Origin of the sequence: Emergencia sp. 1XD21-10 (assembly GCF_009936045.1) — a bacterium.
GTDB lineage: Bacteria > Bacillota > Clostridia > Peptostreptococcales > Anaerovoracaceae > Senimuribacter > Senimuribacter intestinalis.
The window spans coordinates 93,363-106,818 of sequence record NZ_QWEQ01000008.1 but is presented as its reverse complement, the minus strand read 5'-3'; the positions used below and the strand labels follow the sequence as shown (position 1 = coordinate 106,818).

19 protein-coding genes and 1 riboswitch are annotated in these 13,456 nt (G+C 43.8%); of the genes, 1 reads left to right on the top strand and 18 read right to left on the bottom strand.

Annotated features, from left to right (window positions below; all coding sequences use genetic code 11):
• Positions 1-112 precede the first annotated feature (112 nt).
• From D1151_RS06620 to D1151_RS06610, 3 genes are read right to left on the bottom strand one after another with little or no spacing between them, the layout of a single operon-like run.
• Positions 113-1,045 carry an ECF transporter S component gene (locus D1151_RS06620; RefSeq protein WP_161908370.1) on the bottom strand — a complete coding sequence of 311 codons (933 nt, stop codon included), beginning with the start codon at positions 1,043-1,045 and terminating at the stop codon, positions 113-115.
• Positions 1,024-2,670 carry an ABC transporter ATP-binding protein gene (locus D1151_RS06615; protein ID WP_161908369.1) on the bottom strand — a complete coding sequence of 549 codons (1,647 nt, stop codon included), beginning with the start codon at positions 2,668-2,670 and terminating at the stop codon, positions 1,024-1,026. Before D1151_RS06615 ends, D1151_RS06620 begins: the two co-directional genes overlap by 22 nt.
• Positions 2,643-3,551, bottom strand: coding sequence for an energy-coupling factor transporter transmembrane component T (locus D1151_RS06610; protein ID WP_161908368.1), 909 nt, complete (start codon positions 3,549-3,551; stop codon positions 2,643-2,645). Before D1151_RS06610 ends, D1151_RS06615 begins: the two co-directional genes overlap by 28 nt.
• Before the next feature lie 114 nt (positions 3,552-3,665).
• A riboswitch (cobalamin riboswitch) is annotated at positions 3,666-3,858 on the bottom strand.
• A gap of 277 nt (positions 3,859-4,135) precedes the next feature.
• Between D1151_RS06610 and D1151_RS06605 the strand changes: the two genes are divergently transcribed.
• The gene (locus D1151_RS06605; protein ID WP_161908367.1) at positions 4,136-5,047 is read left to right on the top strand and encodes an Rpn family recombination-promoting nuclease/putative transposase; all 912 of its coding nucleotides are present in this window, start codon (positions 4,136-4,138) and stop codon (positions 5,045-5,047) included.
• Positions 5,048-5,140: 93 nt separating this feature from the next.
• On the opposite strand, the gene rplQ is transcribed toward D1151_RS06605, so the two are convergent.
• From rplQ to rplF, 15 genes are all read right to left on the bottom strand, one after another.
• A complete protein-coding gene (gene rplQ / locus D1151_RS06600) occupies positions 5,141-5,482 on the bottom strand; it encodes a 50S ribosomal protein L17 (RefSeq protein WP_161908366.1) in 342 nt (113 codons plus the stop codon).
• Between the two features lie 130 nt (positions 5,483-5,612).
• The gene (locus D1151_RS06595; protein WP_160201943.1) at positions 5,613-6,557 is read right to left on the bottom strand and encodes a DNA-directed RNA polymerase subunit alpha; all 945 of its coding nucleotides are present in this window, start codon (positions 6,555-6,557) and stop codon (positions 5,613-5,615) included.
• A 49-nt stretch (positions 6,558-6,606) separates the two neighbouring features.
• Positions 6,607-7,227, bottom strand: a complete 621-nt coding sequence (gene rpsD, locus D1151_RS06590; protein ID WP_160201944.1) for a 30S ribosomal protein S4 — start codon at positions 7,225-7,227, stop codon at positions 6,607-6,609.
• Positions 7,228-7,249: 22 nt separating this feature from the next.
• Complete coding sequence (gene rpsK / locus D1151_RS06585; RefSeq protein ID WP_160201945.1) at positions 7,250-7,648, bottom strand: 30S ribosomal protein S11; 399 nt, start codon at positions 7,646-7,648, stop codon at positions 7,250-7,252.
• Positions 7,649-7,665: 17 nt separating this feature from the next.
• Entirely contained in the window at positions 7,666-8,034 is a 369-nt protein-coding gene (gene rpsM, locus D1151_RS06580; RefSeq protein WP_160201946.1) for a 30S ribosomal protein S13, read from the bottom strand.
• Between the two features lie 121 nt (positions 8,035-8,155).
• Entirely contained in the window at positions 8,156-8,269 is a 114-nt protein-coding gene (gene rpmJ / locus D1151_RS06575) for a 50S ribosomal protein L36 (protein WP_050738992.1), read from the bottom strand.
• A gap of 138 nt (positions 8,270-8,407) precedes the next feature.
• Entirely contained in the window at positions 8,408-8,626 is a 219-nt protein-coding gene (infA, locus tag D1151_RS06570; RefSeq protein WP_067532786.1) for a translation initiation factor IF-1, read from the bottom strand.
• A gap of 19 nt (positions 8,627-8,645) precedes the next feature.
• Complete coding sequence (map, locus tag D1151_RS06565) at positions 8,646-9,392, bottom strand: type I methionyl aminopeptidase (protein WP_161908365.1); 747 nt, start codon at positions 9,390-9,392, stop codon at positions 8,646-8,648.
• 1 nt (position 9,393) lies between these two features.
• A complete protein-coding gene (locus D1151_RS06560; protein ID WP_161908415.1) occupies positions 9,394-10,038 on the bottom strand; it encodes an adenylate kinase in 645 nt (214 codons plus the stop codon).
• A gap of 17 nt (positions 10,039-10,055) precedes the next feature.
• Positions 10,056-11,342: a preprotein translocase subunit SecY gene (secY, locus tag D1151_RS06555; protein WP_330588301.1), complete on the bottom strand. Its 1,287-nt coding sequence runs from the start codon at positions 11,340-11,342 to the stop codon at positions 10,056-10,058.
• Position 11,343: 1 nt separating this feature from the next.
• Complete coding sequence (rplO, locus tag D1151_RS06550; RefSeq protein WP_160201949.1) at positions 11,344-11,784, bottom strand: 50S ribosomal protein L15; 441 nt, start codon at positions 11,782-11,784, stop codon at positions 11,344-11,346.
• 20 nt (positions 11,785-11,804) lie between these two features.
• Positions 11,805-11,984: a 50S ribosomal protein L30 gene (gene rpmD, locus D1151_RS06545; protein WP_160201950.1), complete on the bottom strand. Its 180-nt coding sequence runs from the start codon at positions 11,982-11,984 to the stop codon at positions 11,805-11,807.
• A gap of 13 nt (positions 11,985-11,997) precedes the next feature.
• Positions 11,998-12,501 (bottom strand): 30S ribosomal protein S5, encoded by a 504-nt coding sequence (gene rpsE, locus D1151_RS06540; RefSeq protein ID WP_160201951.1) that lies wholly within the window; start codon positions 12,499-12,501, stop codon positions 11,998-12,000.
• 16 nt (positions 12,502-12,517) lie between these two features.
• Positions 12,518-12,883 (bottom strand): 50S ribosomal protein L18, encoded by a 366-nt coding sequence (gene rplR, locus D1151_RS06535; RefSeq protein WP_160201952.1) that lies wholly within the window; start codon positions 12,881-12,883, stop codon positions 12,518-12,520.
• 18 nt (positions 12,884-12,901) lie between these two features.
• A complete protein-coding gene (rplF, locus tag D1151_RS06530; RefSeq protein WP_160201953.1) occupies positions 12,902-13,444 on the bottom strand; it encodes a 50S ribosomal protein L6 in 543 nt (180 codons plus the stop codon).
• Positions 13,445-13,456 lie beyond the last annotated feature (12 nt).

Genomic DNA, 13,456 nt, shown 5'->3' with positions numbered 1-13,456 from the left:
CTCCTTAATACAACTAAATCTTTCTAGTCAGATTTCACTTTTCTTACTCTTTTAGAAATTCTTGTAAAGCAAGGACTTGTCATCAAATCACTCTGTCAACCTGCGAAAACCATTATTTGTATATTCCATACTTTATTTTAATCCTCTCTAATTTCTTTATGATGCTGTTGCCAAACAGAAACACGCATAGCGCCGCTGTACTGCCGTGGTACGCATCATAAGGTGCGCCTGAGATGTACAAAAGTCTCATCTGCTCAATAGATAATGCTGCTCCAGGTGCGCCCGCTGATGTTACCAGTGCGCATATATTCATAATCCCTCCGTAAAGGACGAAGGTTGTAACAAAGGTAAATATTGCCAAAGTCACGCCGTCTACAGGCAGTCTCTTTCGCTGCAGCAGCACACCCGCTAAAAGTCCTAGAAAGCCGAAAACATAAAGTCTCCATCCGAAAAAGGTTCCGTCTGTACCCGGCCATATCTGATAGCATACATATGCAATCAGTATTCCGAATATCACGCACAGTACTGGTCCCATAATTAGCTTAAAGTGGCGTGATTTCAGCTCATCCAGGTCTACCTTGTTAAATGCTAAACCTGCAAGAAATCCTAGAATCCCCCAGCAGAACATCTGCCACGGTGTCCACGGTCCCTGCCCCATATAAAAATTGCAGACAAACCGGGATACTGCGCCAATGAGGAAACCTGCCTCCGGTCCAAGAGAAATACCTGATATGATGATCATCGCCGTGCCAATTTGCAGCGGCAGTGAAATATGGCAAAACAGCTGCAGACTTACTGTCAGCGCCGACATCATAGCAATCAAAACGATTTCTCTCGCTTTTGGCTTTCGCTTTTCAAAGACCATGAAGAAAGGAAGCATGGTATAAATCAGCAGAATCACGCTGACAATCATAAATTTGCTCTTTCCAAACTGCAGTCCGATAAAAATTGTCAGAGGCATTGCCAGAAAAATCAGGGCTGCCGATACCAGCGTCCGTTTACGATGCGCTGCTTCTACCTGCGTTAAATTGTAGCTTTTAGCCATGTAGCCACCTCCTCACAGGTAATACCGTCCGGCTTCCACTGACGAATAATCTTGTTTGCTGTGGTGGTGTAAAAGTTGTTACCGGAGAAGAAGGTCTTCGGATTGCCAATAGATACAATGTCTCCGTCAAAGAACATTGCGCACTTATCCGCATATTCTGCGCAAAACTCTACATCGTGGGAAACCATAAAAATGGTCACGCCGCTTTCCACCAGCTTTCGCAGAATCCCAGCAAGGGTTCTCTTGAAAAAAGGATCAAGCCCCTTAGTCGGCTCATCCAATAGCAAAATCTTAGGCTCCAGCAGAAGGATTTTACCAAGTGCCAGCCTCTGCTGTTCTCCACCGGACAAATCGTAAGGATTCGCCTTGCGAAGATGCTCTATTTCCATCAACTTAAGCATAGCATTGACATGCTCAATTCTGCGGCTGTCTGACATCTTCATAAAATGCAGAGCTTCCAGCAGTTCCTCTTCCACTGTAATCTCTGTAAAAAGCGCCTGGGGATTTTGCGGAAGCATAGACATGATATCCCTGTCAGTTTTCACCGTGCCCCGCTGCGCCTTTAGCATGCCTGCAATCATTTTCAGGGTCGTGCTCTTTCCGGTTCCATTTCCGCCAAGAAGACAATACCACTGATTCTCTTCCACGGAAAGATTCAGACCCCGCAGTACTTCACCGCTTTCTCTGCTGTATTTAAACCAAAGGTCTTTCACCGTAATCACTGCCTTGCCGGAAGACTCTGACGGCTGCTCTTCTACTGGTGTTGTAACCTCCGGGCTCTTTCCCTCCAGCAGTTCTGCCGCCTTAAGTCTGCCCTCCCTGATGGTCAGCGGGCTCTTCTCATCAGGTAATACACTAGAAAAAATTCTCATCACTGCAGGCAGCCCATAGAACATTGGATGCCTATCCGCTTCTGATTCTCCGGACAGGAATTCTCCAATTTTTCCCGGCTCATCAAAAGCGATAACCTCACCTTTGTCCATAACCATGACTTTGTCTGCCATAGGGAATATCTCCTCAAGGCGATGTTCCGAAATAATAATGGTCGTACCAAGATCTCTGTTAATTTTATATATGGTTGATAAAAATTCTGAAGCCGCAATAGGATCCAGCTGGGAAGTCGGTTCGTCCAGAATCAGAAGCTTCGGTTGCATTGCCATAATAGACGCCAGATTGAGAAGCTGCTTCTGTCCGCCAGACAGTTCGCTTACATTTTTGCGAAACCAGCCCTGGATGTCGAAATAGCTTGCCATTTCTGCCACTTTTCGCTTAATCGTCGCATTGTCCATGCCCAGACTTTCAAGGCCAAAGGCAAGCTCGTGCCAAACCTTATCCGTAACAATTTGATTGTCCGGATTCTGCTGTACAAATCCAATTTCCGTTACACTGCGCCGATCATCGAGATCTGCCACAGGCTCACCGCAGTACAAAACCTGCCCCTGCAAATTGCCGTAGGGAATCAAATTTTTCTTCAGTTGTTTCAAAAGAGTGCTTTTTCCGCAGCCCGACTTGCCGCACAGTACGATAAACTCGCTGGGCTCTATAGCAAAACTTACATCCTTTAAGGCGTTACCTTCCGCTAGGGGATAAGAAAAAGTCACATGTTCAAGTCTAATTGTTTCCATTTATATTCTCCTATGATGTCGACAATCATCGGTGCCGCTGATAAAATTGCGTAGCTGATTAAAATCAACGCCGTTGTCAAATCCAACTGCGGAAGGACCAGTTTCGGATAAAAGTACATGTTGGTGACCCCTAGATAAGCACCATAAAATACCGGAGATGCCGTCACTGCCATCAATATCAGCATGGCAATATCTCTTCTCGAAAACTTGAAGAGGTGAAAGCTTGTTCTGCCCTTCAGCCCATAACCTCTGGCTTCCATAGAGTCGGCACTTTCAATAGATGCTTCCAATGACCATGCGATTAAGATGGATACTTCCTTTAAAAGCTGCCTGGCGCGTCTGATTAAATTTCCTTCGGTATGACTGCGTTTCATGCATTTTTGTCCCAGAGTAATTTCCGCAAAGCGATTTTTGAGCAGGGGGATAAATCTGAAAATCATGGACAGGGTCAGCCCCAGCACTGGTGCAACTTTTCCGAAAAGGTAAATCAGCTTATCCGCTGTAATAATTACGTTGAAGCAGGAAAACCACACAACCACGGCAATGAGCATAACCGCAGATGCAATACCGAAAACGATAGACTCCGCTGTAATCCTGTTGGTATTGATATACATCAGCACCGTTTCTCCATTGTTGTTGAAAAACATGTTGATAATTACCATGACAAGGAGCATCGCCAGCGAAATCCCAAGGTTTAGCTTCAGGCTCTTAAAGCCTTTGAGCACGAAGGCATAGCTCCAGGAAAATACCAGGCTCACCGCCAAAAAATACGGTGAAATAGAAAACATAGTAATACCCACAACCAGCGCAAAATAGGTAATGTTGACAAGTGGGTGAAAGGAACAAAATTCCGCTGTTTCACCAAGTCCTTTATTTTCCATGGCTCACCTCCTGTGATATGATATCATTATCCTCAGACAATAAAAAAGCTGTAGCACAATGGTGCTACAGCCCGTTTTTTCTGTATGTTCTATCTTGCTTAGCCAATAACCGTCAGCCGCTTCAGTACTCCATGCAGGTCTTCTGGCTCAGAAATCATCACACTGCTATCCTTCCCGACGTTTCATCACGAAACGTTAGTGGTTTCTTAGCAGCATTCCTTCAATACAGCGACGGTAACCGCGCAGGACTCACACCTGCTTCCCTCTTAGCTGACAACTTGTCAGAACATGAAATAGTTTCATTCAATTGTTTCTAATGATTTATATACAGTATAGCACAGGCGGAAAGCTTTGTACAGTATAAAACTCTGCTTCCAAATCAGTTTACCATTTTTACAAAGTATTTTCTCAAAACATAGCTAGCAGCCCGTTTCTTCTTTCAGTCTATCATCTTCCAAATTTTGTATTGACTAGGGGATTTTTCCATGATAAAATTAGTATAAAGAGAAAAAGGCAAAATTTTACTATTTTGTCATTTTCTCTTTTTTAGTTTTTGCTGATTTCGTTCAAAGAAAGGGAGAAATATGAAACAAAAATCACAATTACGCCTGACTGATGATCTGGTCTTCTACTTTGTCTATGCGTCCGATACAGACGCATCCCGCCATGCACTGATGGCTATGCTGAATCTGGTTCTGGACCGCAAAGATGATCCCATTACAGAGGTTACCGTTCTAAACAGCGTGCACAAAGGCTTCAAACCGAGCGATACAGGCACGGTTATGGACATCCGCGCCAAAACCCATGATGGAGAGCAGTTCAACGTGGAAATGCAGAATAAAGTACAGGATGGCTTCGAAAACCGTATTCTGCTGTATGGCTGCCGCATGACAAATTCTTCATTGGATTCCGGGGAAAACTATGGTAAAATGAAGAAAAACGTAGTCATCTCTTTTGTCAATGGCATACAGTTCAGCCATATTCCGGATTTCCATACCCGGTTTATCATGGCAGAGGACACCTACGGGTACCCTCTAACTGACAAGCTGGAAATTCATTTTCTGGAGTTGGGGAAACTGCAGGCGCAAGATCCTTCGCTGATGAGCCCGTTGGAGCAGTTCTGTTCCTATATAAAATACGTTGGTGATGACCAGAAAGAAGATTATGTTGCAAAACTCTTAGAAACTGATGAGGAGGCAATCCATATGTCCGATCGGGTATACAAAAATGTTACAGACGATGAAGTCTTAGAAGTTCTCTTATGGCATGAGGAGATGGCAAAACACGACCGTACTACGGAACGTGATGCAGCCAGACGAGAAGGTCTCGCAGAAGGTAAAGCAGTAGGTATAGAACAGGGCATCGCCGCCCTTATTTTGGATAATCTGGAAGAAGGAAAGACGCAGGTACAGATTCTCTCTAAGCTGCAAAAGCACTTCTCCCTAACCGAGGATAAAGCACAAGAGTACTATTTAAAATATAGCAAGACGTACTAAGCGTTCCCCTCCATAAAGAAATATAGAATGAACAAACCCTGCAAGGCGTATGCCTTACAGGGTTTTCATGTTTAGTATTAAGTTGATGTTTGATTATACTAATTCTACGAACACTACTTCAGCGCAATCGCCTCTTCTAGGTCCCAGCTTCAGAATTCTTGTATATCCACCGTTTCTGTCAGCATACTTTGGTGCAATTTCATCAAACAGCTTGCTTACTACGCTTTCGTCGTAGATGTATGCCAGCGCCTGTCTTCTTGCGTGAAGGTCGCCGCGCTTTGCAAGTGTAATCAGCTTTTCTGCTTCTCTTCTAGCTTCCTTAGCTCTGCAGTCAGTAGTAGAAATTCTACCTTCTCTGAGCAGATCAGTTACCAGATTTCTCAGCATAGCTTTTCTGTGAGCAGTAGGTCTGCCCAGTTTTCTATATCCTGGCATATCAATTCTCCTTTCGTAATGGTTCTCGCCCCAATTTCCAGGGGAAATTGATGGGGAGACCTTATGCTTTTGTGCCCTGCGAACTGCGTGAGCAGCTTGGCACAAGTCGTATCATGGTTTGTGCAAATGATTAATCGTCGCTTGGTTTGAGACCAAGTCCTAATTCTTCTAATTTTGCTTTCACTTCGTCGAGGGACTTCTTCCCAAGGTTTCTAACCTTCATCATATCCTCTTCGGTGCGTTCGGTCAACTCTTCAACAGTGTTAATTGCAGCTCTCTTCAAACAGTTGAAGGAACGAACGGAAAGTTCCAATTCATCAATTGTCATTTCCAGCGCTTTTTCTTTCTGGTCTTCTTCTTTTGCGACCATGATTTCCATGCCATCGGTGGAGTCGTCCAGCTGAATGAAGAGATTCAGGTGTTCCTGCATAATCTTCGCTCCTATGGATACGCCTTCCTCCGGTGTGATGGAACCATCTGTCCAAATTTCCAGAATCAATCTGTCAAAGTCAGTGACCTGACCAACTCTTGTGTTCTCTACTGTATAGTTGACTTTTCTAACAGGTGTGTAGATAGAGTCAACTGGAATCACTGAAATCGGTGTGCTTTCTGTCTTGTTCTGGTCAGCAGGTACATAGCCTCTGCCTCTTGCGAGATTGATTTCCATTACAAGTGTAGCATTTTCTTCCAGTGTTGCAATATGCAGCTCAGGATTGAAAATTTCCATTTCGGAATCACCAATAATGTCAGCAGCCGTTACAACTTTTGGACCAACCGCATTGATGATTACACGCTTTGTATTATCGCCGTTCAGTCTTACAGCAAGTTTCTTTAAGTTTAAGATGATTTCTGTTACGTCTTCTTTGACACCTGGTATCGTTGAAAACTCGTGAAGTATTCCGTCGATTTTTACAGAAGTTACAGCAGCACCCGGAAGTGAACTCAAGAGAATTCTTCTCATGCAGTTTCCCAGTGTTGTACCATAACCTCTTTCAAGAGGTTCTACGACAAATTTGCCGTAAGTACCGTCTTCGTCCACAAACTTAGTGATTGTTGGTTTTTCGATTTCTATCACTAAAAACCCTCCTTCTTATTCCAAGTAATACCGGTTTTATGCCGCTTGTTTACTTGGAGTACAATTCGACGATTAAGTGCTCTGCAACCGGAGTATCGATATCTTCTCTTGTTGGCATAGCAACAACTTTACCTTCTAATTTCTCAACGTCTACTGCCATCCATGAAGGTACAGTGATTGACATTTCTTTGATTTCCTTAAATTTAGGGGAGCTTGTGCTCTTTTCCTTAACTTTAATGACATCACCAGCTTTCAGCTGCATAGATGGAGCTGTAGCTTTCTTGCCATTTACTGTGAAATGTCCGTGAACAACCAGCTGTCTTGCTTCTTTTCGGGAAGATGCAAAACCTAATCTATATACTGCGTTATCCAATCTGGTTTCTAATAAGATCAGTAAGTTTTCACCTGTCTTACCCTGTTTTCTAGCAGCTTTATCAAATAAATTTCTAAACTGCTTTTCCTGCATTCCGTAGAATCTCTTAGCTTTCTGCTTTTCGCGGAGCTGCAGTCCATAGTCAGAAGTCTTCTTTCTGGACTGACCGTGCTGTCCGGGAGCGTAATTTCTCTTCTCAATTGCGCATTTGCCGCTATAGCATCTTTCACCCTTCAAGAAAAGCTTCTGGCCTTCTCTTCTGCATAATCTGCAGTTAGCGTCTGTATATCTTGCCATGTTATATTACTCCTCCCTTCAATTAGACTCTTCTTCTCTTTGGCGGTCTGCATCCGTTGTGCGGAATCGGTGTGATATCCTTAATCATAGTGATTTCAAGACCAGCTGCCTGCAGTGCTCTGATAGCAGCTTCTCTTCCGGATCCTGGACCCTTTACGTAAACTTCAACTGTTTTTAAGCCGTGTTCCAGTGCACCTTTAGTTGCTTCTTCAGCAGCCATCTGTGCAGCGTATGGAGTAGACTTTCTGGAACCCTTAAAACCCAGGGAACCTGCGCTGGACCAGGAAAGTGCATTTCCGTCCATATCTGTAAGAGTGACTAAAGTATTGTTAAAGGTGGATTGGATATGTGCCTGGCCTTTTTCAATGTTCTTACGTTCTCTTTTCTTTTTTCTAACTACCTTTTTAGCAGTTTTAGCCATTGTTTCCTACCTCCTTCTTATTTCTTCTTTCTGCCTACAGTCTTTTTAGGACCTTTGCGAGTTCTAGCGTTTGTCTTTGTTTTCTGACCTCTAACAGGCAGACCTCTTCTATGTCTGATACCTCTGTAGCTGCCGATTTCCATCAGTCTCTTGATATTCAGAGAAACTTCTCTTCTCAGGTCACCTTCTACAAGGTATTCTTCATCGATGATCTTTCTGATTTTACCAGCTTCATCTTCAGTCAGGTCTTTTACCCTTGTATCAGGATTTACGCCTGCTTTTTCAAGGATTACATTTGAGGTTTTTCTTCCGATACCGTAAATGTAAGTTAAACCAATTTCTACTCTTTTGTCTCTTGGTAAGTCGACACCGGCTATACGAGCCATACGTTTCCTCCTTCTCCTATCTTCCGTCACCTTCCAGGGGTGATACAGACAGGGGTTCTAATAACAATAAATTTTATCTTTCCTGCGGTCCTGGTCCTCGCAGGGGATTTAACGAATTTAATTAACCTTGTCTCTGTTTGTGCTTCGGATTTTCACAGATCACCATTACTCGTCCGTTTCTTTTGATTACCTTGCACTTTTCACAGATTGGTTTTACGGAAGCTCTAACTTTCATTTTAATTCCTCCTCCATATCTATGCGATTTTCTATAATTCCCAGGGCGAAGTCGAGGGAATTTCAAACAAGATTTCCTTACAGCGAAGCTGCGAAAGATTTTATCTTGTCTATAATTCCCAGGGCGAAGCCGAGGGAATTATTTATCTCTCCAGATAATTCTTCCGCGAGTCAGGTCATAAGGGGAAAGTTCCACTTTCACTTTATCTCCCGGAAGGATTCTTATATAATTCATTCTGATTTTTCCTGAAATGTGTGCGAGTACTTCAAAACCGTTTTCAAGCTTCACCTTGAACATAGCGTTTGGCTGTGCGTCTACAACGGTTCCCATTGCTTCGATGACGTCTTTTTTCGCCATAAATACACCTCTCTCTTTACTATAAGGTAAGCAGTTCAGGCTCACCATCATTAATAACAACAGTATTTTCATAATGCGCTGCAAGCTTTCCGTCAGCTGTAACCACTGTCCAGTCATTGAGCAACGTTTCTACTTCGTAGCCGCCCTGACAAATCATCGGTTCAATAGCAAATACCATACCGCTGACCAGTCTCGGTCCTTTTCCCGCCTTGCCATAGTTAGGAATCTGCGGATCTTCGTGCATATCTCTTCCTACGCCGTGTCCTACAAAGTCACGAATCACAGAAAATCCTGCACCCTCCGCATGTACCTGAACGGCATGGGAGATATCTGACAGTCTGTTTCCCGCTCTTGCAAACTTGATGCCTTCGAAAAAGCTTTCTCTGGTAACATCAATCAGCCTTTGTGCTTCAGGTTCAACCTTGCCGATAGCGTAAGTTCTTGCTGCGTCACTGACATAGCCTTTGTAGGTCGAACCCACATCTACGCTGACAATATCGCCTTCCTGAATGATTCGATGTTTGTCGGGAATGCCATGCACGACCTCTTCGTTAATGGACACACATGCGCTGCCAGGAAAACCACCGTAGCCTTTAAATGAGGGAATCATTTTGTTCTTACGGATGGTTTCCTCTACATAGCGGTCGATGTCCATAGTGGACATGCCCGGTTTAATAAAGTCTTCCAGCGTTTTTAGAATATAGCCGGTAACTTTTCCGGACTCACGCATTAAATCAATTTCCTGTTTGGATTTGATGATGATCATACTATTCACCTAAAGCTTTTACAATTTCAGCAAATACAGTGTCGAGAGGAAGCGCTCCATCGATAGTAACGACATTGCCTGCCTTTGTGTAGTAATCCACCAAAGGCTTGGTCTTTTCGTTGTATTCTGCGACTCTGGTTTCAACAGCATCAACCGTGTCGTCCGCTCTCTGGAACAGCTCGCCTCCGCAGAGGTCACAAATGCCTTCTTTTTTAGGAGGAATGTTTACGACATGGAAGGAAGCGCCGCAAGCCTTGCAGACTCTTCTTCCGGTAATTCTTGTAACCAGTTCTTCCTTTTCCACTTCGATATCAATCACAGTGTCAAGTTTCTGACCGTGCGCTTCTAAGAATTCATCCAGCTTTTCAGCCTGATAAACAGTTCTAGGGAAGCCGTCGAGCAGGAATCCATTCCTGCAGTCATCTGCAAGAAGTCTGTCCGTTGCTAAATCCATTACCAACTCATCTGGAACCAATTCACCTTTGTTCATATATTCCTGTGCTTTCTTACCAAGCTCTGTTCCGTTTTTGATGTTTTCTCTGAAAATATCTCCAGTTGAAATGTGTGGGATATTGTACTTCTCCACAATTTTCACTGCCTGTGTGCCCTTTCCGGCGCCCGGAGGGCCTAACAATACTGTTCTCAGCATTTGCTCATCTCCTCTTATTTCAGGAATCCCTGATAGTTTCTCATAACCATCTGGTTTTCCAGTTGTTTCATTGTATCAAGCGCAACGCCTACTGCGATAAGCAGAGAAGTTCCGCCGAAGTGCATTCCCTTCAATGCTGGAACAAGTACGCCTAAAATTGTTGGCAACGTTGCGATTACTGCCAGGAAAATAGCGCCTACAAATGAAAGTCTTGACATTACTTTGTTCAGATATTCAACTGTTGCTTTTCCCGGTCTGATACCCGGAATAAATCCGCCGTTTGCTTTCATGTTCTGTGCTACTTCCACAGGGTTAAAGCTAACTGCTGTATAGAAGTAGTTGAAGAATATAATCAGCAATACGTTAAATACTGCATATACCCATACACCCGGATTCCCCGCAGGTGACAGCCACTTAGTTACAAACTCAGTAAAAGCAGTGCCTGGGAAGAAGTATGTGATTGTCAGTGGGAACTGCAGGATGGACAGCGCGAAAATTACCGGAATTACCCCTGCCTGGTTAACCTTTAGAGGGATATGGGTGGATTGTCCGCCGTACATCTTTCTTCCTACAACTCTCTTCGCATACTGTACAGGAATTCTTCTGGTACCCTGCTGAATTTCAATAACGCCCAGAATAACTGCAACTGCAAATACTACGAACACCAGCAGTGTTACGATGGAAAGCGCTCCATCGTTATACTGGGTCCACAGACTGCGAAGTCCGCTCGGAATTCTTGCAACGATACCGCCGAAGATAATCAGCGAGATACCATTACCGATTCCATTCTCGTTAATCTGCTCACCCAGCCACATCAGGAATGCAGTACCTGCTGTGAGAACCAGAATAATTACTGCGAAAGAGAACCATGTCTGGTCGGTGATTGCTCTTCTGAACAGACCTACTGTCAAGCCAAGCGCCTGAATCAGCGCAAGGACGATGGTCAGATAACGAGTAATCTGCGCCATCTTCTTTCTTCCTTCCTGTCCTTCCTTTGCCAGTCTTTCAAAATAAGGGAAAGCCATGGTCAAAAGCTGGATAATGATGGAAGCCGTAATGTATGGTGTAATACTTAAAGCAAATATGGTGAACTGGCTGAAGGATCCGCCGGAAAACAGGTCGAACAAGTCGAACAATCCGGTTTCACCTGTAAACATCTGTGCCAGCGTACCTCTGTTAATGCCCGGTACAGGAATGTTGGATCCGATTCTAAAAACGACCAGCATTAACAGCGTGAAAATCATTTTGCTTCTTATTTCAGCGACTTTAAATGCCTGTGAAATAGTCTTAAGCATCTCCATCTTAAATCACCTCTGCCTTTCCTCCAGCAGCTTCGATTTTTTCAATTGCGCTCTTAGTAAATTTGTGTGCCTTTACTGTGATACCGATGTTCAAAGTTCCATTTCCAAGAATCTTGATTCCGTCTTTCACCTGTTTTACCATGCCTAATTCTTTCAACAGCTCAGGTGTAACTTCAGTACCAGCTTCAAATCTATTAAGATCTTCTACATTAACAATTGTATACTCTGTTCCAAAGATGTTGGTGAATCCTCTCTTTGGAAGACGTCTGTAAAGTGGCATCTGTCCGCCTTCGAAGCCAAGTCTGACTCCGCCGCCGCTTCTGGACTTCTGACCGTTCATACCTCTGCCGCCGGTTTTACCCTGGCCGGTAGCAGTACCACGACCTCTTCTTTTGCGGTTTTTAGTGGAACCTTCTGCCGCTCTTAACTCATGCAGTTTCATTTTACCTTGCACCCCCTATCTTACAGTTCTTCTACAGTAACAAGATGTGCTACTTTTGCTACAGCACCGCGAGTTGCAGGTGTGTCAGCTAATTCGACACTTCTATGCATCTTCTTCAGTCCTAACGCTTCGACAACTTTTCTCTGTTTAGGGGAAGCGCCAATTGTGCTCTTTGTCAATGTGATTTTTAACATAGCCATGAAACGTTCCTCCTTATCCTAAAATTTCTTCAGGAGCTTTGCCTCTCAGCTTAGCAACTTTTTCTACAGTCATCAGGCTCTTCAGACCTTCCAAAGTTGCATAAGCCATGTTTCCAGTGTTGCTGGAGCCGATGGACTTAGCTCTCACGTCTTTGATACCTGCAGCTTCCAGTACGGTACGTACAGAGGAACCTGCGATAACTCCGGTACCCTGTGCAGCAGGCATCAGTAAAACTTTACCTGCGCCGAAAATACCAACGTTTCTATGTGGGATAGTTGTTCCAACTGTAGGAACATATATTAAATTCTTCTTAGCATCTTCTGTTGCTTTTCTTACAGCTTCAGGAATTTCCTGTGCTTTACCAAGACCAACGCCTACATAGCCATTGCCGTCGCCGACTACTACAGTTACGCTGAATCTCATGTTTCTACCGCCTTTAACAGTCTTAGCTACACGTCTGATATTAACGATAGTTTCTTTTAAGTCAAGCTTGGATGCATCAATGATATTACGCATTCCTTATCTCCTCCTGTTAGAATTTTAATCCGCCTTCGCGAGCGCCATCAGCCAGTTCCTTCACTCTTCCGTGATAGAGGAAACCGCCTCTGTCAAAAGCAACAACTTCGATTCCTTTTGCCAGTGCTCTCTTTGCGATGGCTTCACCGACTTTCTTTGCAGCTTCCTTGTTTCCACCGTAACCGATTTCGGCTTTCAGTTCCTTATCAAGGGAAGATGCAGAAGCTAAAGTAACTTTGTTTACGTCGTCGATAATCTGGCAAGAAATGTTCTTGTTAGACTTGAAAACGCAAAGTCTAGGCTTCTCAGGAGTTCCGGATAAATTCTTTCTGACTCTTTCGTGTCTCTTAACACGTCTGTCGTTTCTGCTTTCTTTTGCCATTTTTCTTCACTCCTTTCCTTATTTAGCTCCAGCTTTTCCTTCTTTTCTGCGGATAACTTCGTCCTCGTACTTGATACCCTTTCCTTTGTACGGTTCAGGCATTCTCCAAGCTCTGATGTTTGCCGCATAGTTTCCGATAACTGCTTTGTCGATACCCTTTACTACTACAGTGGTAGCATCAGGAACTTCTGTTGTGATTCCTTCAGGGTCTTTCATTTCTACAGGATGAGAATATCCAAGGTTCATAACCAGTGTGTCACCTTTTTTCTCTGCTCTGTAACCAACACCGATCAACTGGAGTTTCTTCTGGTAACCTTCAGTTACGCCAACTACCATGTTGTTTACCAGTGTTCTTGCCAGACCGTGCTGAGATCTGTACTCTCTAGCATCGGAAGGTCTGGTAAATAAAATTTCGTTTTCTTTTACTTCTACGCTGATTAATTTGCTTACCTGTTCCTGCAGCTGACCTTTCGGTCCTTTTACTGTTACAAGATTGTTTGCATCTACAGTAACTTCTACGCCGGCAGGAAGTGCAACAGGTCTATTACCTATTCTAGACATAATTCATTACCT